The organism is Micromonospora tarensis (assembly GCF_016803395.1).
GTDB lineage: Bacteria > Actinomycetota > Actinomycetes > Mycobacteriales > Micromonosporaceae > Micromonospora > Micromonospora tarensis.
In genome coordinates this window covers 47,279-64,885 of the sequence record NZ_JAEVHL010000017.1, presented here as the reverse complement: position 1 = coordinate 64,885, position 17,607 = coordinate 47,279, and the positions used below count along the sequence as shown (strand labels likewise).

Annotated in this window: 36 protein-coding genes and 1 tRNA gene; 33 read left to right on the top strand and 4 right to left on the bottom strand. The window is 71.5% G+C overall.

The genetic code is table 11. The features are described from left to right. Positions 1 to 35 precede the first annotated feature (35 nt). Positions 36 to 1,790, bottom strand: coding sequence for a metallophosphoesterase family protein (locus JM949_RS06580; protein ID WP_309232031.1), 1,755 nt, complete (start codon positions 1,788 to 1,790; stop codon positions 36 to 38). A gap of 143 nt (positions 1,791 to 1,933) precedes the next feature. Between JM949_RS06580 and JM949_RS06575 the strand changes: the two genes are divergently transcribed. Then, positions 1,934 to 2,007, top strand: a tRNA-Thr gene (locus JM949_RS06575). Positions 2,008 to 2,125: 118 nt separating this feature from the next. Here the strand turns inward: JM949_RS06575 and JM949_RS36580 are convergent. Genes JM949_RS36580 through JM949_RS06565 form a run of 3 tightly spaced genes read right to left on the bottom strand, consistent with a single transcriptional unit; the run spans position 2,126 to position 4,174 of the window. Then, positions 2,126 to 2,341 carry a tyrosine-type recombinase/integrase gene (locus JM949_RS36580; protein ID WP_238432683.1) on the bottom strand — a complete coding sequence of 72 codons (216 nt, stop codon included), beginning with the start codon at positions 2,339 to 2,341 and terminating at the stop codon, positions 2,126 to 2,128. Between the two features lie 53 nt (positions 2,342 to 2,394). After that, a complete protein-coding gene (locus JM949_RS36575) occupies positions 2,395 to 3,588 on the bottom strand; it encodes a site-specific integrase (protein WP_238432682.1) in 1,194 nt (397 codons plus the stop codon). A gap of 16 nt (positions 3,589 to 3,604) precedes the next feature. After that, positions 3,605 to 4,174 carry a helix-turn-helix domain-containing protein gene (locus JM949_RS06565; RefSeq protein ID WP_407664707.1) on the bottom strand — a complete coding sequence of 190 codons (570 nt, stop codon included), beginning with the start codon at positions 4,172 to 4,174 and terminating at the stop codon, positions 3,605 to 3,607. Positions 4,175 to 4,307: 133 nt separating this feature from the next. Between JM949_RS06565 and JM949_RS06560 the strand changes: the two genes are divergently transcribed. From JM949_RS06560 to JM949_RS06415, 32 genes are all read left to right on the top strand, one after another. After that, a complete protein-coding gene (locus JM949_RS06560) occupies positions 4,308 to 4,547 on the top strand; it encodes a hypothetical protein (protein ID WP_203147551.1) in 240 nt (79 codons plus the stop codon). Further along, positions 4,544 to 4,798 carry a hypothetical protein gene (locus JM949_RS06555; RefSeq protein WP_203147550.1) on the top strand — a complete coding sequence of 85 codons (255 nt, stop codon included), beginning with the start codon at positions 4,544 to 4,546 and terminating at the stop codon, positions 4,796 to 4,798. The genes JM949_RS06560 and JM949_RS06555 overlap by 4 nt, the downstream gene beginning before the upstream one ends. Before the next feature lie 147 nt (positions 4,799 to 4,945). Further along, positions 4,946 to 5,653, top strand: a complete 708-nt coding sequence (locus tag JM949_RS06550; protein WP_203147549.1) for a hypothetical protein — start codon at positions 4,946 to 4,948, stop codon at positions 5,651 to 5,653. Positions 5,654 to 5,659: 6 nt separating this feature from the next. Next, complete coding sequence (locus JM949_RS06545) at positions 5,660 to 6,244, top strand: hypothetical protein (RefSeq protein ID WP_203147548.1); 585 nt, start codon at positions 5,660 to 5,662, stop codon at positions 6,242 to 6,244. Then, entirely contained in the window at positions 6,241 to 6,585 is a 345-nt protein-coding gene (locus JM949_RS06540; protein ID WP_203147547.1) for a hypothetical protein, read from the top strand. The genes JM949_RS06545 and JM949_RS06540 overlap by 4 nt, the downstream gene beginning before the upstream one ends. Further along, positions 6,582 to 6,938: a hypothetical protein gene (locus tag JM949_RS06535; RefSeq protein WP_203147546.1), complete on the top strand. Its 357-nt coding sequence runs from the start codon at positions 6,582 to 6,584 to the stop codon at positions 6,936 to 6,938. Before JM949_RS06540 ends, JM949_RS06535 begins: the two co-directional genes overlap by 4 nt. Then, on the top strand, positions 6,935 to 7,369 hold the full coding sequence (locus JM949_RS06530; RefSeq protein WP_203147545.1) for a hypothetical protein: 435 nt from the start codon (positions 6,935 to 6,937) through the stop codon (positions 7,367 to 7,369). Before JM949_RS06535 ends, JM949_RS06530 begins: the two co-directional genes overlap by 4 nt. Next, positions 7,369 to 7,896, top strand: a complete 528-nt coding sequence (locus JM949_RS06525; protein WP_203147544.1) for a hypothetical protein — start codon at positions 7,369 to 7,371, stop codon at positions 7,894 to 7,896. Before JM949_RS06530 ends, JM949_RS06525 begins: the two co-directional genes overlap by 1 nt. Then, positions 7,896 to 8,165, top strand: coding sequence for a hypothetical protein (locus tag JM949_RS06520; RefSeq protein WP_203147543.1), 270 nt, complete (start codon positions 7,896 to 7,898; stop codon positions 8,163 to 8,165). The genes JM949_RS06525 and JM949_RS06520 overlap by 1 nt, the downstream gene beginning before the upstream one ends. Then, positions 8,162 to 8,626, top strand: coding sequence for a hypothetical protein (locus JM949_RS06515; protein ID WP_203147542.1), 465 nt, complete (start codon positions 8,162 to 8,164; stop codon positions 8,624 to 8,626). The genes JM949_RS06520 and JM949_RS06515 overlap by 4 nt, the downstream gene beginning before the upstream one ends. After that, positions 8,623 to 8,751 carry a hypothetical protein gene (locus tag JM949_RS39005; RefSeq protein WP_309232030.1) on the top strand — a complete coding sequence of 43 codons (129 nt, stop codon included), beginning with the start codon at positions 8,623 to 8,625 and terminating at the stop codon, positions 8,749 to 8,751. The genes JM949_RS06515 and JM949_RS39005 overlap by 4 nt, the downstream gene beginning before the upstream one ends. Further along, positions 8,748 to 9,764, top strand: coding sequence for a YqaJ viral recombinase family nuclease (locus JM949_RS06510; protein ID WP_203147541.1), 1,017 nt, complete (start codon positions 8,748 to 8,750; stop codon positions 9,762 to 9,764). Before JM949_RS39005 ends, JM949_RS06510 begins: the two co-directional genes overlap by 4 nt. Continuing rightward, a complete protein-coding gene (locus tag JM949_RS06505; protein WP_203147540.1) occupies positions 9,761 to 10,555 on the top strand; it encodes an ERF family protein in 795 nt (264 codons plus the stop codon). Before JM949_RS06510 ends, JM949_RS06505 begins: the two co-directional genes overlap by 4 nt. Then, positions 10,552 to 11,004, top strand: coding sequence for a DUF3846 domain-containing protein (locus JM949_RS06500; RefSeq protein WP_203147539.1), 453 nt, complete (start codon positions 10,552 to 10,554; stop codon positions 11,002 to 11,004). The genes JM949_RS06505 and JM949_RS06500 overlap by 4 nt, the downstream gene beginning before the upstream one ends. Next, positions 11,001 to 11,504, top strand: coding sequence for an AP2 domain-containing protein (locus JM949_RS39000; protein WP_203147538.1), 504 nt, complete (start codon positions 11,001 to 11,003; stop codon positions 11,502 to 11,504). Before JM949_RS06500 ends, JM949_RS39000 begins: the two co-directional genes overlap by 4 nt. A gap of 11 nt (positions 11,505 to 11,515) precedes the next feature. Further along, positions 11,516 to 12,091: a RuvC family protein gene (locus JM949_RS06490; protein WP_203147537.1), complete on the top strand. Its 576-nt coding sequence runs from the start codon at positions 11,516 to 11,518 to the stop codon at positions 12,089 to 12,091. Further along, a complete protein-coding gene (locus JM949_RS06485; RefSeq protein WP_203147536.1) occupies positions 12,088 to 12,396 on the top strand; it encodes a hypothetical protein in 309 nt (102 codons plus the stop codon). The genes JM949_RS06490 and JM949_RS06485 overlap by 4 nt, the downstream gene beginning before the upstream one ends. Beyond that, entirely contained in the window at positions 12,380 to 13,123 is a 744-nt protein-coding gene (locus tag JM949_RS06480; protein WP_203147535.1) for a hypothetical protein, read from the top strand. Before JM949_RS06485 ends, JM949_RS06480 begins: the two co-directional genes overlap by 17 nt. 102 nt (positions 13,124 to 13,225) lie before the next feature. Beyond that, positions 13,226 to 13,423, top strand: a complete 198-nt coding sequence (locus JM949_RS06475; RefSeq protein ID WP_203147534.1) for a hypothetical protein — start codon at positions 13,226 to 13,228, stop codon at positions 13,421 to 13,423. After that, positions 13,423 to 13,884, top strand: coding sequence for a hypothetical protein (locus JM949_RS06470; RefSeq protein WP_203147533.1), 462 nt, complete (start codon positions 13,423 to 13,425; stop codon positions 13,882 to 13,884). The genes JM949_RS06475 and JM949_RS06470 overlap by 1 nt, the downstream gene beginning before the upstream one ends. Beyond that, positions 13,881 to 14,207 carry a hypothetical protein gene (locus JM949_RS06465; protein WP_203147532.1) on the top strand — a complete coding sequence of 109 codons (327 nt, stop codon included), beginning with the start codon at positions 13,881 to 13,883 and terminating at the stop codon, positions 14,205 to 14,207. Before JM949_RS06470 ends, JM949_RS06465 begins: the two co-directional genes overlap by 4 nt. Beyond that, positions 14,204 to 14,560 carry a hypothetical protein gene (locus tag JM949_RS06460; RefSeq protein WP_203147531.1) on the top strand — a complete coding sequence of 119 codons (357 nt, stop codon included), beginning with the start codon at positions 14,204 to 14,206 and terminating at the stop codon, positions 14,558 to 14,560. Before JM949_RS06465 ends, JM949_RS06460 begins: the two co-directional genes overlap by 4 nt. Beyond that, positions 14,553 to 14,747, top strand: a complete 195-nt coding sequence (locus tag JM949_RS06455; protein ID WP_203147530.1) for a BldC family transcriptional regulator — start codon at positions 14,553 to 14,555, stop codon at positions 14,745 to 14,747. The genes JM949_RS06460 and JM949_RS06455 overlap by 8 nt, the downstream gene beginning before the upstream one ends. Further along, positions 14,744 to 15,052: a hypothetical protein gene (locus JM949_RS06450; protein WP_203147529.1), complete on the top strand. Its 309-nt coding sequence runs from the start codon at positions 14,744 to 14,746 to the stop codon at positions 15,050 to 15,052. Before JM949_RS06455 ends, JM949_RS06450 begins: the two co-directional genes overlap by 4 nt. Beyond that, a complete protein-coding gene (locus JM949_RS06445; protein ID WP_203147528.1) occupies positions 15,049 to 15,336 on the top strand; it encodes a hypothetical protein in 288 nt (95 codons plus the stop codon). Before JM949_RS06450 ends, JM949_RS06445 begins: the two co-directional genes overlap by 4 nt. Next, on the top strand, positions 15,333 to 15,767 hold the full coding sequence (locus tag JM949_RS06440) for a hypothetical protein (RefSeq protein WP_203147527.1): 435 nt from the start codon (positions 15,333 to 15,335) through the stop codon (positions 15,765 to 15,767). Before JM949_RS06445 ends, JM949_RS06440 begins: the two co-directional genes overlap by 4 nt. Further along, positions 15,764 to 16,120, top strand: a complete 357-nt coding sequence (locus tag JM949_RS06435) for a hypothetical protein (RefSeq protein ID WP_203147526.1) — start codon at positions 15,764 to 15,766, stop codon at positions 16,118 to 16,120. Before JM949_RS06440 ends, JM949_RS06435 begins: the two co-directional genes overlap by 4 nt. Continuing rightward, positions 16,113 to 16,328: a hypothetical protein gene (locus JM949_RS06430; RefSeq protein ID WP_203147525.1), complete on the top strand. Its 216-nt coding sequence runs from the start codon at positions 16,113 to 16,115 to the stop codon at positions 16,326 to 16,328. The genes JM949_RS06435 and JM949_RS06430 overlap by 8 nt, the downstream gene beginning before the upstream one ends. Further along, the gene (locus JM949_RS38465) at positions 16,325 to 16,447 is read left to right on the top strand and encodes a hypothetical protein (RefSeq protein WP_255545534.1); all 123 of its coding nucleotides are present in this window, start codon (positions 16,325 to 16,327) and stop codon (positions 16,445 to 16,447) included. Before JM949_RS06430 ends, JM949_RS38465 begins: the two co-directional genes overlap by 4 nt. Then, positions 16,444 to 16,956 (top strand): DUF6085 family protein, encoded by a 513-nt coding sequence (locus JM949_RS06425; RefSeq protein ID WP_203147524.1) that lies wholly within the window; start codon positions 16,444 to 16,446, stop codon positions 16,954 to 16,956. Before JM949_RS38465 ends, JM949_RS06425 begins: the two co-directional genes overlap by 4 nt. A 3-nt stretch (positions 16,957 to 16,959) precedes the next feature. Then, positions 16,960 to 17,154: a hypothetical protein gene (locus JM949_RS06420; RefSeq protein ID WP_203147523.1), complete on the top strand. Its 195-nt coding sequence runs from the start codon at positions 16,960 to 16,962 to the stop codon at positions 17,152 to 17,154. A gap of 83 nt (positions 17,155 to 17,237) precedes the next feature. After that, complete coding sequence (locus JM949_RS06415) at positions 17,238 to 17,606, top strand: hypothetical protein (RefSeq protein WP_203147522.1); 369 nt, start codon at positions 17,238 to 17,240, stop codon at positions 17,604 to 17,606. Position 17,607: the final 1 nt, after the last annotated feature.

The window sequence follows — 17,607 nt, the reverse complement described above, 5'->3', positions numbered from 1 at the left end:
ACCCCCACCCCTGCCCGGGGTGGGTGGGAGCGGGGTCAGCGGAGGGTTATGGGGGGTTCGGAGAGGCGGGGGAGCACTGGGGTCTTGGCGGTCAGCCAGCTTGACGTCGGGGACTGGTCCGGGTTCACCTGCCAGTCGCGGGAGACGCGGTCCACCGCCACCGGGTAGATGGTCAGCGTGCCGTCCGGGTCGATGCGCAGCCGCAGGAACGACTTGGAGTCCTCGATGCCCTGGCCGGCGAAGAGTTCGTTGACATTCACCCCGAACCCGCTCGCCACCAGCAGATACGCCGCCACCAGTTGGCTGGCGACCAGGCCGATCACCGGACCGTAGAGCACCGCCGCGGCGGCTGCCGGCAGCGGCCACGGCCAGTAGTAGAACGGCAGCGCCAACCACACCCAGGTGCCGGCCGCCGCCAGCGCCACGTGCGCCACGCCGTGGCCGACGCCGAGCAGCCAGTGCCGCGCGTGCCGCTTGCCGCTCGCGCTGGGCGGCCTGGCGAACAGGACCGCCGCCAGCACCGTAACCAGCACCATCAGCACCAGCGGGACGGTGAACAGGCGCTGGTCGGTGCTGTCCGCCCAGTTCGCCGTCGCTCCCGCCATCGCCAGCATCAGCAGGGTGTGCAGGAGCCCGAGCAGTGAGGTGAACCCGGGATTGCGGAACGGCAGCCGAGGAAAGATCCCCCAGCCGTAGCGACGGGACCGTGCCACGTCCGGGTAGCGGGCCGCCAGGTCGTACGGCTGGCTGGAGCTGGCCCGCCGGGCCAGCGTGTCCCGCGGTGGCACCTCGATGCGCTCCGGCAGCTTGTGCGTGGGGTAGAGGTAGGCCCCGCCCCCGCCGCAGGTGATCAGCTGGCGGTTCGGCCCGGAGTAACGGGCGTAGTGGTGCAGGTCGCCGGAGAGCAGCAGGCGCACCTGCGCACCGGTCGGGTCGATGATCGTCCGGATGAAGTAGTCGATCGAGTCGTAGGCCGTGGGTTCGTCGACCGCCTTGACCCAGGTCGGCGCCGGAGCCGCGATGATCACCTTTGCGTCCGGTCCGAGCCGACGGGCCACCTCGTCGAAGTAGGCCAGCTGCGGGTCGTCCAGGTACGAGCCCGACTGGTCGTCCACCCCGAGCAGCCACCAGCCCGCCGGCAGCTCGACAGCGAAGTACGACCGGGACTGCCCGGTGCCCCAGCCGGCGAAGTGCCGGTCCCGGGAGCGGACGAACAACCGCAGGAACGCGGTGAGCCCGTCGTACCAGTCGTGGTTGCCCGGCACCGCGAAGAGGGTGGGCTTCTCGGGCGGCGTCACCGGCAGCGCTGCCTGGTAGGGGCCCTTGCACCGGTCCTCGTACGCGGCGTAGGCCGCCGAGGGGTACACCTGGTCGCCCCCCATCACCAGGGTCTGTGCCCGGGGAAGCCGGTGCCCGTCCACCGTCAGCTCCGGCTGCGCCAGCAGGTACGCCACCGAGTAGGTGGCGTTGAAGCCGTCGCCGAGGTCGGCCACGTAGTCGAGCCACAGCCCGCCGTCCGGCCCGACCTGGCGGAAGACGTCGTCGCCGAAGGCGTTCTGCAACTCGCGCTTGTCGAGGTACGCCCCGAAGAGCACCGCCAGCAGCGTCCGGATGCCGGTGCTGATCAGCAGGAACGGCGCCAGCCACGGCACCGGCTTGCGGGGTGTGAAGCCCAACTCCAGCGGGTCGGTGCTGCGCGGACGGTGGGCGGCGCGGGCACCGACCGGCGCACGGTCAGCACGTTCGTCGGCCTCGTCCGGGCGGTCGGGGTGGTCCGGTTCGTCGCTCACCCGGCGCAGCCTAATCCCGCGTCCGATCATCCGCTGTCCGGTAATCGGCTGGATGGCCGCCGATGTCCGGTTAGTGAGGCAGGCGTCGAGGGGGATCCCGTGCGATCGAGGGCGCCGGAGGTGCCGTACACTTGCTGATCGTTGCCGCCTTAGCTCAGTCGGCTAGAGCGACGCACTCGTAATGCGTAGGTCGACGGTTCGATTCCGTCAGGCGGCTCGGTAGGGAAAGCCCCTGGTCAGATGTGATGACCAGGGGCTTCCTCGTGTCTGCTGTCCGGTAGTGCCGGCCGACCCGATCGACTGATCACGATTTGAGGACAAACCTGAGGACACACCTACCCGGCAGCCTTCCGCGCCCGGTGCTCGGCGAGGTCGGCGACGGGCCGGAACAACGCCGCCTCCGCCGCCTCCGCCGCACGCTTCGCCTGCGTCAGGCTCGGCGCCGCGTAGCGCCGTGCGGTCCGGATGTCTCGCCATCCCATCGCCTGCTGCACTTCGGCGATGTCCAGTCCTGAGTCCAGCAGCATCGTCGCAGCCGTGTGCCGGGCCATGTGTGAGCCGCCGCGCGGCAGGCCCGCCTCCGCGAGGATCTGGTACCAGTCTTCTAGGTCGACGCGAGGGTCGACGGCCGGCCGTCCGGCTGGCAGAACACTAGGTCGTTGCCCTGCCACTCCTTGCCGAGTGCCTTCTTGACCGCGTCCTGTCGGCTCTTGTGCGTCCGTAGCTCCTTGGCGAGGGTCGCCGGTAGCACCACCAGGTCGGTAGCCACCTCGTCGTCCTCGGGCTCCAGCCACGTCTTCGGCCGTGTGAGGACCAGGCCGCCGTCCTTGCGCTGCGGGCAGCGTGCGGCGTGCCGCGTGCACCCGGGCGGGCATGGCTCCGGGCATGGCCGCCGGTGCAGGCGGCATCGGTCGCCGCGGACCCGTGCGGGGCAGCGGAACGGCTGCTGGTAGCAGCGGCCTGGCTGGGCGCACCCGTGCAGCCAGTTCGGCTGGCACTTCTCGCGACGGCAGAACTGGGCCGCGCACGCCTCAGGGTCGTCGCAGCCGTGCCGCCATCGCAGGCGCTGTAGCTGCCAGTCCTTTGCGATAGCGCCGGAGTCGAGGTGGACACATGGCCACGTCAGCCCGAGCGCTTCGCCCTGCCGGGGCCCGATCGCGAGACCGATCTTCCACCGTAGCGCCGTCGGCCGCTTCTCGATCGCGACGACCAGGCTGCGGGCCTGCTCGACGGTCAACGGCCGCCTTCGCCGGCCCTTGGTGCTGCCGGGGTTGCCTCGGATCTCGGCCACGTTGCGGGCGACCAGGTCGCGGGCCATCGCCAACCCGAGGCCACGCCGGATGATCGCGTGGACCTTGAGCAGGTACGTGGACGCGCGGTGAGGCCGGATCTTGGCGTACAGGGCGTCGAGGTGCTGGATCGTCAGGTCGTCGATGACGATGTCGCCGATGGCCGGGAAGATCCAGGTCGTGCAGGCCGACATGTAGCCATCGACCGTCCGGGGCGCGAGCGGACGTTCAAGTGTCAGGTGGATTTCGGTCAGCCACTGGAGGAAGAACTTCTTCACGGTGGGCTTGCGCCCAGGGGCGACCGGGATCTTCTTGTCGGCCTTCTCCTGCAACTCGCGGATCTCGGCCTTGATGGCGTCGGGAGTCTTGCCGTACACGCTCTTACGGTCGTAGGTCCCGTCGGGGCGCTTGGCGACGGTGACCTTGCCTTCATAGCGCTGCCGCTTCTCGCTCCAGGTTGCGGAGACTCCGCGGAACGACAGGCCCGGACGCCCAGTCTTGCTGGGCATGGCTTCTCCCGGGAGGTCAGTTGGCGATGCCTCGTCGGCGGTCGCGCTTCACGACACCGTGGCTGCGGTCGACGGGTCGGTCGGCGAGTTGACGGATGGTCTCGCGAATGAACTCGCGCTCGAACTCGCTGACGTTCGGGTCCACTAGCTTGCGCATGAGGACCTGGAGATCGCCGTCCATCGGCATCGGCTCGGGCTGGGTCGCCGATTCGTTCTTGCCGGGCCAGAGGATGCGGAACGGTTCGTCGGGTGAGACGTCGATGGCGTCGCAGAACGCCACAACGGTGTCGGGGTCGGGCAGTTCCTTGCCCTCGGCCTTCATCCACCGGTAGATGGTCTGATTTCCGATCCCGGCGACCTCGGCGATCTTCGGGACGGAGAGACCCTTGGTGGCCTTGGCGTGCTGGACTGCGCGCTTCACCCAGACGGCGAAGCGGTCCTTGCGCACCGGGATCGGTGGGGCCACGGCGTCAAGGTACGGCTCGACCATGGAGAGCAACCCTCGCTCTTGACGGATTCTCCGTGCACGGACACCTGGGCGGCCGCGGGCGACGTTCTTTCGGAACGTGTGCGAATACGCGTGCATGTGGCGACGATATCGCCTGAAGGCGGACCCCAAGGATCAGCCGAACGTATGAACCTCTCCGCAGAAGGAGACGTGCTACGTTTTCTCCATGCACGGAGAACAGTTCGCACAAGTTCCCACTCACGGAGAACAGGTGGCGAACGCCGATGTCGTCGAGCTGGACCCTGAAACCCGCTTCGTGAGCGTGGAGAGGGCGCGGCGGCTTCTCGGTGACGTCACGTACCGCCAGATCGGGCTGATGGTTCAGCGCAAGGAGCTGCGGAGCTGCAAGCTCGGCCGCCGCCGCCTGATCGAACTCGCCTCGATCAACGAGGTCCTCGACGAGGCCATGGAGAAGGCCCGCGTAGATAACGGAAAGGCGATGACGGCATGACCCATCCACCTGGTGGCGGCGGAGGAAACGGAGGCGGCGGAGGCGGCACGACCGGACCCGGGCGCCTGATCGACCGGGCGGCTGACGCCGCTGCCGCTGGCTCGTACGGCCGGTCGGCGAGCCCGCTGTCCGGGCAGCACCGGGCGGACAACTACCGCCGGCAGACCGGCCGCAACACCTTCACGCCGAAGCAGTGGCGGCGGTTCGTGCACAAGGCGCACCGGGCCGGCACGAAGGTCGCCGTCGCCTGACCTGAGCTTCCGGCCCGCCCGGGGTCCCTGCCCGGAGATCGCTACGACCGGGCGGGCCGGATCGCACCACCCGCAGAGAGCACGAACGCGGACCACCTGGTCAGAGATGGTCCGCGCCGCTGACCGACCAACCCAAGGAGAAGGTCGATGTCCGAGCAGACTACCCACCCCACGAAGCCCATCAGCGAGCTGGTGCGCGGCGAGTTCGTCCACCACCGCCGCCACACCACTGAGGTCGACACCGGCACGGTGTGCAAGGTCGAGGCGGTGGTGCCGTTCCGCGACGGCGACGGCCACCAGATGGTGAGCACGCTGCTGGTGCCGCTGGCCGGCGGTGAGCCGCGGATCGCGAAGCACTACGCCACGCACGAGATCTTCATGGCCACCGAGGACGACGTGGCGGCTGCTCAGGACCAGGTCCGCCGTGGCCAGTTGCAGGACGACCTGGTGGCGTTGCAGGGGCTGCTGAGCAGCCTGCGCGTCCGGCCCGACGGTTACCAGGGGGCCTTCGACATCGCGGTGGTCGACGGTGAGGTCAGCCGGATCGCCGAGGCGCTTGGTCTGCCGGCGGTGGACTTCGGCAGCCGCATGAATCAGGCCGTGAAGTGGACGGCTCCGGGCGACGAGGACCTCGGGATGCGCCTGACGGTGCGGTTCTGGGGCAAGCCCGCCGAGCTGCCCGCCGTGGCCGATGCCGACGAGCCGGAGCACCGCCACGTCGGCGGGGCGGCCGGTGGTCCCGGGGAGAACGACGCCCAGTGCGCGTGCGGGGTGACGTACGCCGGGTTCGACACGCACGCCGAAGCGATGAAGATGCTCGACGCGCACATCGCCGACGAGCAGTCGGGGCGGTGATCGGCGATGGGAACCCTGCGCCTCACCGCCTCAACGCGGGAATGGCTGGATTCGCGGCGCGCCAAGCTACGTACGGCCGCGACCCGATGCGACGCCGCGAGCCGCGACTACAACCGGCGCGACGCCGAGCTGACCGACCTGGCCGAGCGGTCCGGGTGGGACGACCTGAAGACCGACAAGGTGAAGGCCGCGAACCGGGGCCTGACCGCCGCGTACGGGGCGACCACGTTCTGGCAGCAGGAAGTGCAGCGGCTGGCCGCTGACATCCAGGCGGAGCTGGCGTACCAGCGGGCGATGGCGGACGCGGCCGACGAGCCGTCCCCGTCGTGGCCGGCTGCGGCCGACCGCACCGTGCCGCGCCCGTCGTACCGGCCGCGCCCGTACGCGACCGACGACGCCGGCGCCGTGCGCCTCGGGGGCCTGGTCGAGCCGGCCCCGCTGATCGACCCGGCGCTCCGGGACACCAACTCCCCGACCGGACCGAGCCCGTCCGGGCTACCCCACGTCTCCGGTCCGGTCGGGGGCAAGCAGGGCGCGGCGGCGATGGGGGTCACCGCCGCGCCCACCCCGACCGAGGGCGGTGCCCGGTGAGCAAGGGACGCGCCAACTCGCGGCAGCGCCGCGACGCCCGGTACCGGAGGGCCGTCACCCGGCAGATCGCCATGCACGCCGCCCGGCCCAACTGGTACGCGCCCGTCGAGGAGTTCCTGCGCAAGGGCGACACGATCGCGATGTTCGTCGACGCGGAGGTCGACCACTCGCAGTGCGACTTCGCGTGGAAGCCCGTGCAGTGCGACCGGTGCGGTGCCCGGTACGTGTGCACGCCGGCGACGGACTTCTACTGCGCGGCCGAGGGTGACCACTGCTGCGAGCCGTGCCTGCTCGGCGGGATGCGGGTGGTCACGGTCGGCTGGATCGGCGGTCCCCGATGACCGCGCTCGTCAACTCGCTGGCCACCGTGCTGATCCTCTCCTGGATCTTCTCCGGCGTCGCGATCATGGTCGCCAAGCTGCTCTACCGCGACCCACCCCGGTTCGCTCGAACCCTGTTCCACGAGCTGCGCCCGTTCTACCTGCCCGCCGTGGTGGTCGCGTTCGTGACCGCCGGGATGCTCAGCGATAGCTGGTGGCGGTGGTTGAACCTCGCGCTGAACGTGTGGAACTGGTGGAGGCTCCGCAACCTCGACGATGACGACGACCGGTGGAAGCGCCGCCGGAAGCGCCTCGCCGAGCAGGTGTCCGTCTCTGGTGGTCGCCTCGTCGTGGTGTCGGGCGGTGCCCGATGAACCTCCCGACCGCGCTGCTCGTCGGCTGGCTCGCCACCCTCGCTGCCATCGTCGCGGCGCTGGCCCTGCGCCCCCGCCCGGCAAACCCGGCCCCGCCCGCGCCGGCCGACAACGACCGGCACGCGGCCACCGTGACCGCGCTGCTCCGCCCCGACGACCCGTCGCTGCCCGACGTCGACGCCGAGCTGATCGCCCTGGCCGTCGCCCGGACCGTCGACCAGTACGCCTCGTACCTGATCGCCGTACGGGACGGGATGCCCGCCGAGGTCGTCGCGGCTCTGCGCGAGCAGATGTACGCGGACCTACGCGACTCCTTGACACCGCCGCAGCTGGCCCGGGCGCTCGTGATCGGCCTGCACCCGCACGCCGACGAGCGGGCCCGCGCGCTGCTCGACACCGATCACCTCTCCACCGAACACCTGGAGTCCTAATGAGCCTTATCCACGACCTCGCCGAGGGGGCCATGTACCTCGGGCCGATCGCCGTCGGTGTCGGCCTGCTCTACCACCTCGGCCGCGACCGGTCCGACGCCGCCGAGTACGACCTGTGGGCACCCCACGACGAGCCGTCCACCGAGCTGGCACCGCGCCCGGACGTCCCCGCCCACGTGGTCGTCGAGCCGGAGCGCGCTCGCCCGCACGCCCCGGCCGCCACGTGGCAGGCGGCGAACCCCTCGCTGGGTCACCGGATCCGCCCTGCGGCCGCCCTGACCGGACCCGTCGGGCTGGCCGCGTGGCAGCCGGACCCGGTCCGGTGGGACGGTCCGACGCCGCCGATCGCCCGGGCGCTGCGCGTCGCGCACGCGGTGCCGACGCTGTCCGACGCGGCCGTGCGCGGGATCGCCCACGACTACCTGCGGGAGATCGCCGACGAGGAGTGGGCCAAGGCCGGGATCCGGCCGATCGTCTCGCCGGCAGGCGACCGGGACCTGACCGGCGCGTTCGCGGTGGTGGCCTGATGCGCGACCGCAGCCCGCTGGCCGGGCAGACCGTCACCATCCGCGCCGACGTCGCCGTCCTCGGCGGGCAGGAGTACCGCGTCGAGGACTGGTGGCAGAACGTCTACGGCGGGTCCTGGATGACCGCCGACGGCAACCCGGCCGCCATGAAGTACGGCTTCCGGGCCGGCCTGGCCGGACTCCCGCTCGACGACGAGGTCCTCTACGGCAAGGTCGGCCCGCTCGGACACCTGGTGCACGTCTCCGAGATTGAAGGGGCGGACCGGTGACGACCCGCACGCAGGAACAAATCCTCGCCCGCTTCCGGGCCGTCGCCGACTCCGACTGGCTCGGCTTCCGCCGCGAGGTGCTCGCCGACTCGATGACGCTGGACACTCTGCGACAGGCAGTTCCGGGGATCGACACGACGGGCCGCGACGACTACGTCAAGCCCGAGGTGCTGGAGCAGCGGGCCCGCGACTACCTCACCTTCGCCATCGGCAAGGCCCTCGATCACCGGGGAATCTCCGCCAGCCGGTCCGTGGACAAGCTGTCCGAGTACGCCTGGCTGCTCGGCCGCGACGACGTCGTGGCCGCGATGGACGCCGCCGAGTACGAGCAGTACGGGGTGCCGAAGCTGCGGGCGTTCGCCGAGGGCATGGCGTGGCGGTGGCCCGGTGACATCCCGCTGGCCCGGATGGCGCAGGGCCTGCCGTGCCAGTCGGCCTGCGCGGATGGGTGCGGCCAGTGAGTGGCGAGAAGCCCCTCTGCAACGCCGACGGGTGGGGGCGCGGCAACGCCACCACCGGCCTGATCGTCGCCGTGATGACGCTGCTGCTCGTCGTCCCCGGCATCGCCCTGGCGGTCATCCTGTGACTGACCAGAACGCCGCACCAGCAGCCGCACGGCGGGTCACCCCGACCGCCGTGCGGCTGCTACCCGCCGACGCCGACCGCGACACCTGGCTCACCGCGCGCCGCAACGGCATCGGATCCTCCGACGTCGCAGCGATCCTCGGCGTCGCCGACCACCGCACCGCCGTCCACGTCTACCACGACAAACGCGGGCAGCTCGTCGACGACGCCGGCGAAGCCGCCCTCTGGGGCACCCTGCTCGAAGAGCCGGTAGCCCGGGAGTGGGCGCGCCGGCAGCGGTCCGTCATCCAACGCGTCGGCCTGGTCGCGCACGTCGACGCCCCGTGGCGCATGGCGACTCTCGACCGGCAGGTCCTGGAGTGCCCCATGGACCGCTCGGTGAAGACCCGGTGCGCCCTCGAAGTGAAGTGCCGCAGCGCGTACAAGGCCAGCCGGTGGCGCTCCGACATGCCCGACGACGTCCTCGCCCAGTGCACCTGGCAGATGGCCGTCACCGGCTACGACCACATCCACGTCGCGGTGCTGCTCGGCGGCAACGAACTGAAGATGACCGTCGCCCACCGCGACGACGCGATGGAACGGTACGTGCTCCGCGAGGTCGACCAGTTCCGCACCGGCCACCTGCTCGCCGGCGTCGAACCGGCCTGGGACCTGAACCGGGCCGCGGCGCTGATCGAGATGGACGCGCTGATGCACCCCGACCGGGTCGGGGAGATCAGCCTCGACGAGGTCGGCGAGGTCATGGAGTACGCCGAGTTGTCCGCGCGCAAGGGCGCCGCTGACCGGGCGTTGAAGCGGGTCCGGGCGACCCTCGCCCGCCTGGCCGCCGGGAACCGGACGGTGACGTTCGGCGGGGAGCTGGCCTACACGTTCGACCCGGTCACGAAGCGGACGCCGGACTTGGACCGGCTGCGTGAGCAGTGGCCGCAGGCGTACGCGGACTGCGTCGTCGAGAAGACCCACTACCAGATCCGGATCAGTCCGGAGTTCCGACGGACAGGAGAGTTCGAGTGAGCCTGCGAGAGCGTGCGGCATCGGCCGACGAGCAGGAGTGGCCGCCGGCCGCCTCGACGGATGGGGTGTACGCCGGCGACCGGCCGGTCGCCCACGCGCCGGTCGACGAGCTGCCCGACATCGAGTACACCGGCGCGATCGCCGACGTCGACCAGGTGCCGGTGCACACCGCGTGGGCGCGGGTGATGGCCGATGTGCAGTCGGTCGGGAAGGGCGACCGCTTCCAGGCACAGGGGCAGGGCAACTACCAGTACCGGGGTGTCGACCGGGTCCTCAACGCGGTCGGACCGGCGTTGCGCCGCCACGGCGTGATGGTGATCCCGACGCGCACCGAGGCGAACTACCGGGACGTCCTCACCTCGAACAACAAGAAGATGCGCGAGTGCACGGTCACGGTGACGTACTCGATCCGGGGTCCGCGCGGCGACGAGATGCCGGCCCAGTCGTGCGGGGAGTCGATGGACTCCGGCGACAAGGGCACGACGAAGGCGTGCACGGTGGCGTACCGGAACCTGCTGATCACGGCGCTGTCGATCCCTACGCGTGATCCCCGGCTGGACGCTGAGGCGAGCAACCACGAGCGGGCCGAGTCGCCGGCGCCGAAGCCAACGGAGTACCGGGACGAGATCACGGACCCGCGTACGTCGCTGGGGCGGTTGCGGCAGATCCGGGCGGAGTTGACGCAGCACCGGATGGGTGCGGCGCAGGTCGTGAACGAGGTGGGCGACGAGGAAGGGCTGCTGGATCTGGTGAACCGGATCGGTCGGCAGCGGCAGGAGGCCGGTCAGTGAGCGGCTACCTGCGCGTCGACGTCGACGGCACCCTGACCGCGTTCGAGGCCGAGCCGACCAGCGCCCTGATCCGCGAGGCGATCGGCGACTGGTGGGACATGGTCCACCTGCCGAACGCGCTGATGGGCTGGGTCGATGGCGACGGCCACCCGAAGGGCCTGCCCCGCAACGTGGTCGGCAGCATCCTGCTGATGGCGCTCGGCGCCGCGCAGATGCCGTACGCCGGGCCGGTCGTGATCAGCGGCTGGCACACGAGCCGGGAGATCGTCGGCCTGGCCGTGGACCGCGAGCAGGTGGTGCGGGCGGTCCACGCCCGGGTGGCCGCCGCGATGGCCGGGGCGGTCGACGACGACGGGTTCGCCGACGCGGTCCGGGAGACGGCCGCCGAGCTGGGCGCCGCGCCGACGCCGGCGATGCGCGTGGTGCCGCTGGGCGGTGATGGTCGGTGACCGTCGAGATCCCGCTGACGCAGGGCCACGTCGCGCTGGTCGACGACGAGGACGCCGAGCTGGTGCTGCCGTTCACGTGGCGGGCCGAGTCGCGTGGCGAGGTGCTGTACGCCGTCCGGACTGTGCCGGCCGGCTCGCCGGTCAGCCGGTACATGCACAAGCTGCTCACCGGCTACGACCGCACCGACCACGCCAACGGCAACGGCCTCGACAACCGCCGAGCCAACCTGCGACGCGCCACCCACGCCCAGAACGCCTCGAACATGGTCGCCCACCGCGACAGCGCTTCGCGCTTCAAGGGCGTCACCTGGCACGCCCAGCGGCGCCGGTGGACCGCCCGCATCGCCAGCGCCGGCCGGTACCTCTACCTCGGCCTGTTCGACGACGACGAGGCGGCCGCCCGCGCCTACGACGAGCGCGCCCGGGAGCTGTTCGGCGAGTTCGCTGCGGTCAACTTCCCGCGCCCCGGCGAGCGGTCCGCACTGCGGGGTGCGGCATGACGGAGCTGCGCATGGTTGCACTCGACCTCTCGACCTCGGCGGCCGGCATCGCCCACACCCACTGGCACGACGGCTCACCACGCCTGGGCTGCCGCACGGTGAACACCGGGCTGATCGACGTGCACACGAAGATCCACCGCGTCCTCAGCGACGTGGCCGCCGCGGCGAAGAGCCGACCGCACCTGGTGATCGTCGAGGGCACCTTCAGCCGCCCGGGCGCCAGCGACGCCCCGCTGCACATGCTCCGCGGGGTGGTTCTCCACTGGCTGTGGACCCGGCAGATCCCGTACGTCGACGTGCAGCCGGCGACCGTGAAGGTCTGGGCGACCGGGTCGGGCGCGACCCGGGGCGAGAACAAGGTGACGAAGGACCGCGTGATCGAGGCGGTGCTGTCGACGTACGGCGGGCTGCTGCAGATCGACCCGCGCGACTCGGACCAGGCCGACGCTGTGGCCCTTCTGTCGCTCGGCATGGCCGCGTACGGGCAGCCGCTGGTGCACATCTCGAACGCTCACCAGACGCGGGCGCTCAAGGCCCCGAAGTGGCCGACGCTGTCGACCGAGTCCGGGCCGGTGGTGCCGGTATGACCGGGGCCGAGATGCCGCCGCGCGTAGCGGCCGAGGCGGACCAGGACCGGGCCGCGCTGCGCGAGCTGGTCGAGGCGGCCCGACACCACACCGATGCGCTGGCCTGCGAGTTCCCGGGCACCTGCGTGGGCGGGGTTGTCCTCGACGTGGTCGACGAGCTGGACGACGTCAAGCGGCAGGGACTGCTGCACCTCGCCATCGCGGAGCTGGCCGTCCTCGGCTACGGCCTGCCGGTGCACCTGACTGACGCGGCGTTGGCCGCGCTGGACGTTCCGGGAGGGGGCGACGATGACCGCGACCGCTGAGATGCCGGTCGACCAGGGCCCGTGCGGTGAGTGCGGGTGCGGGCAGTGGGACCACCGGCAGGGCAAGAAGGGCTGCAAGGACCCGGGCTGTGGATGCGGGAAGTACGAGCCGCCGAAGGGTGCTCCGCCGCCTGTTGAGCAGGCCGCGCTGGTGGTCGCCCCGGACAGCCCGGTGCCGGGGGTGGTGGTCGACGGGCCGGCGGTGCTGGGTCCGGGTGTGCAGGTGGGTGAGCCGTTGCCGGCCGAGCCGGGCGACGTCGCCTTGCCGGTGCTCCGGGCGGCCGAGCCGGAACCGGCGGTGCTCCGGCAGCCTCGGGCCGCCGTTGCTGCTCGGCTTCGTGCCGACCTGGAGCGGGTGACCCGGGAGCGCGACGGGTGCGAAGTGCAGCGGGACCAGGCGTACGAGCGCGTCAACGAGCTGACCGCCGAGCTGGGCCGGGAGCAGGCCGAGCATCAGGCCACCCTGCGCGAGAAGTCCGCGCTCAACACCGAGGTGCTGCGGCTGCGCGCCGAGTTGGACCGGGTCAACGCCGACCGGCAGCGCGCCCAGGACGTCGTCGACGAGGCGACCTGGGGCAGCCCGCAGGCCTCGCTGGTGCTGTGGCGGTACGACGCCGACCAGTGCCTGACGGAGGGCTGCGGGTCCCGGTACACGGTGCCGACGGAGCACCCGCACCCGCTGACGCCGGTGACGGTGCTGGTCGTCCGCCGGGAGGTGACCCGGTGATCACCCTGACCCGCGCCGACCTGTTCGACGACCTGGCGGCCGATCCGGTGCTGGAGCACGGGCCGTTCGGTCCGCTGCCCGGCCGGGTGTTGGAGGTGGCCGGTGCGTGAGGTGCTGCGCCGGCTGCTGGCCGCGCTCGGCGACGCCGAAGTACGCCGCCTGACGGCAGAACGAGACGAGGCCCGCCGCATCCGCGATCGGGCCGTCCGGGCAGTCGTGCGCTGGCACGCCATCGCCCGGATCGAGAAGGCCAGAGCAGACGCCCTGGCCGCAACCCGCACGAAGGAGAGCACCACCTGATGACTGTCAACATCAGCTCGGCCTGGACCAAGGAGAACCGGCCCCGCAACGGCCTCGTCGAGATCGAGGGCAAGTTGGTCAACGACCAGCTGCTCGACGCCTCGTACTGGGCCGTCGTCAGGGTCGAGCCGAACTTCTACAAGGTGTCGTCGGAGGACGGGTCGCGTACTCCGACGGCGAAGATCGCGCACATCGAGGTCGCCGTCGATGAGGCGGACGTCGAGGCGGTGCGGTCGCTGTTGCAGCGGCGGTACAAGGACCGCACGGGCCTTGACGACACGCCGCCGGAGGACTTGTTCAGCGTGCTGCCCACCGGTGGCGACGAGGACGGCGAGCGGGAGGTGCCGGAGGCGTCCGGGGAGGAGCTGCTGGCCGAGCACCGGGAGCGCAAGGCGGCCGAGGAGCGGTCCGGAGCGGTCGCGCCGCCGGCGTTCTCCGGCGGTGGGGACGACGCGGCATGAGCGCGGCCGTCGTCTACATCAGCATCGGGAACAGCGACGACAAGCTGAGCCAGGCCGCCTGGTCAGAGTTCTACAAGGCCGTCAGCCATGCCGTTCACGAGGCAGCCAATGCCCAGTTCGGCGCGGTGCACGGTCAGTGGGTGTCGGAGCCGGTGAGTGCCTGGCAAAACGCCTGCTGGGCGTTGCAACTGCCGGTCGACATTAACGTGATCGCCGACCTCAAGGACGAGCTGGCGGGTCTGGCGCGGGGTTTCGGTCAGGAGTCGATCGCGTGGGCGGTCGCGCCAGAGACCGAGTTCATTGGCCCGGGGGACGAGCTGTGACCGCCCCGACGATGACCGTCAGCGAGCTGCAGGCCCGCGTCGACCGGGGCGTGGTGTGGCTCGACGAGCACATCCCGGACTGGTGGCGCACCGACCGGCCGAGCCAGGGCTTCGACCAGGGCGGCGCGATCGACCTCGGCGAGCTGCGGATGAAGGACCCGTGCTGGTGCGTCCTGGGCCAGCTGATCGGCAACTACTACCGGACCGAGATCCCCCTCGACGAAGCGGTCGCGTTCGGGTTTGACGTCGAATCGTGCACGCGTCCGGAGATGGCCGACGAGTTCGACGCCCTCACCGAGCTGTGGACGCGGGTCATCGAACAGCGCCGGGCGGAGGTGACCGGCCGTGGCTGACAACCAGGACCGGGGCCGGCTACTCACCCCCGGCGAGGTCGCCGCGATCTTCCGCGTCGACCCGAAGACCGTCACCCGGTGGGCGGCGTCCGGCCGGCTGCACGGCATCCGCACCCCGGGCGGGCACCGCCGGTTCTACGAGGCCGACATCCAGGCGCTGCTCACCGGGGAGCCGGCGCAGCCATGACCACGCGCAAAGCGCTGTACGAGGCGCTCTGGGAAGAGCGGTACGTGCCGCCAGCGGCACGGCCCATCCAGCCAGTGCCGTTCGCCCAGCGCCGGGCGTACGCCGCCGACCTGCTCCGGGTCGGCGGCGTACCGCGCACCCCCGCCGAGCCCTCACCCGATGACGACGTGCTGCGGATGACCGACCAGTACCGGTGGTCGCCCCAGCAGGTCGGGTCGGTGCTCGGCCTCACCACAGACCAGGTTGCCCGGATCCTCGCCCGCCACGGGCGGCGTCCGGCCCTCGAGGAAGGACTGGCGGCGTGACCACGACGACGAACGCGGGCCCGACGGACACCGGCGTGTGCGGCACCGCGGCAGGACGGCAGCGACACCGGCGCCGGGGCCGGCCGCTGGTGACCGCTGAGGACCGGGAGGCTGCGAAGGCGGCCCCGCGGTTGACGTCGGGGATCCTGGTCGGTCGGCAGACGTGGCACGAGTTCGTGGCAATGCCGGTGAAGACCGGCGTGGGCACGCTGTGCGCGGCGTGCTGGGGCTGGCGCGATGACCCCCGGCACCCGGTGCTCGGCGGACCGGTGGTCGGCCGATGAACGACGACATCGTGACCGCCTGCGCCGACCTCGTCGGCCGGGCCGGCGCCGCCGGCTTCGAGATCGGGTACGCCGGCGACGAACACGGCCCCGTCGAAGAGGCCCGCTGGTACGCGGTGGCCACCTACCAGGGTGCCCGGATCATCGCCGACGAGCACCGCTCACCGACGGCGGCCGCGCTGGCCCTGGCGGAACGGCTGCTCGACGGCGCGACGTGCCGGTGCACCCAGCCGGTGTCGCTGTCCGATGACCGGCCGGGGTGCCGGTGGCGGCTGGTCGGTGCCCGGTGGGAGCCGGGCTGCGACGCGGCCCCGGTGACGGTGCCGGGTGGGCGGCGTGGCGACATGGCGGCAATCAAGCGGGCCATGGGGCAGGTGCCGCCGGGTGGGAACCGGGCGTCGCGTCGTGCGGCGAGGCGGAGGCGGCCGTGACGGACCTGCTGATCGCGACCCACGACCAGGCGCTGCACGCCATCCGCGAGCACGTCACCCAGCCCGGCGTCGACCCGCTGCTGCGGGCCGTGGTGATCGGCGTCATCGACTGCCACCCAGCTAACCCGCCCACGAAGCTCACCCCCGACCCGGACTGCTGGGGCTGCGACGGTGCCGGCTGGATCGTCAGCTGGACCGACGGCAGCCGGGAGCACTGCCACTGCGCTTGCCCGTGGTGCGCCGGCTGCGACGACCCGCTGTGTGAGGGCCCGTGCGAAACCGTCCAGGCGATCGCCGAGGCGCTCGGCCTGATCGCCCCGACCGACCTCCCGGAAGGGGACGCCCGTGGCTGACGAGAAACGCGTGGTGCTGGTCAAGCCCGGCGACGTGCTCGTGATCGGCAACGTCGGCGACCACAGCCTTGAGGACCTGCAGCGGGCCGCCGAGCACCTCAAGCAGATCGGGTTGGCCGGGGTGCTGCTGTTCGCCGCCGACATCCAGCTCGACGCGCTCACCCCGGACGACGTCGCGAACCTCACCGCGATGGTGCGGACCGAGTGACTGACCGCAGGGTGCGCGCGGACTACATCCGGCACGTCGTGCCGCTGATCATCCGCGCCCACCGCATCCGCCCCCGGCGCGCCCGACTGCTCGCCGCGAAGCTCAGGAGACACCGATGACCGACACCCCGGCCTCCGCCGACGCCACCGTCTTGGCAGCCCTCGCCGCCGCGTGCGGATACCACGACGGCCCCGACTGCGAACACTGCGTCGACACCCTCAACCGGGTGCGCGACAAGGGCATGACCGATGCGCAGATCCTCGCCGACCTGGAGCTGTTCCGCGTCGACCACAACCTGTGGGCAGATGTGACCCGGCTGCGCATCGAGCTGGAGCGCGCTACCACGGAGCGGGTCGCCCTGGTGCTGACCTCACTCGGAATGACACCCACGGTCGACGACGACCCCCGGCACATCATCGAGTTCCGGCCCGACGGGTGGACCATCAAGCACCCGCTCGCCTGCCGGCCGCGCCTGTTCGACTGCCCCGTCAACCGCGCCGCAGAGACCGAGCTGGGCACCAAGCGCTGCCCGGCCCCGCCGCCCGGACGGTACGAGTGCCGTGCCGGTGACGGCGACCTGGTCGGCATGTTCCTGCTCGGCGACCGGGTCGACCAGGCGGAGGGCTGAACGGTGCACGTCTGTGGATCCTGCGCGGCCGGCAACCACTTCTGCGCGGGCAGCGGCTGCGAGTGCTTCTGCGACGCCCCCGACGCCTACTGGTCGGACGACACCCACGTCTGCGACATCTGCGAGTCCTGCGAGGACGACCTGGCCGACGAAGGCCGCCCGGTCGTCACCGTCGAGCTGCCCGGGATCAGCCGATGACCGCCGAGCGAGACGTTTTCGGGCCGACCAGCGATAGGGAACGGCAGAAGCCCACCAACGGCAGTCACGAGGGGAGCTGACCCGTGCCCATCCGCCCCGAGAACCTCGCCCGCTACCCCGCCGACTGGCCGGCGATCTCCCTCGCCATGAAGGAAGCCGCCGGCTGGCGGTGCACCTGCGAAGGCGAATGTGGACGCGGCACCCACCAGGGGCGCTGCCCCAACCAGCACGGCGAACCGGCGTACGGCACCGGCTCCACGGTCGTCCTCACCACCGCGCACCTCGACCACACGCCGGAGAACTGCGACCCGGCGAACCTCCGGCCGATGTGCCAGGGCTGTCACCTGCACTACGACCGTGACCACCACCGCGAGACGGCGGCCGCCACCCGGCGGGCCCGGATCGCGGCCACCGGGCAGCTGGCCCTGCTCGACGGCCCGGAGAGGAGTTGAC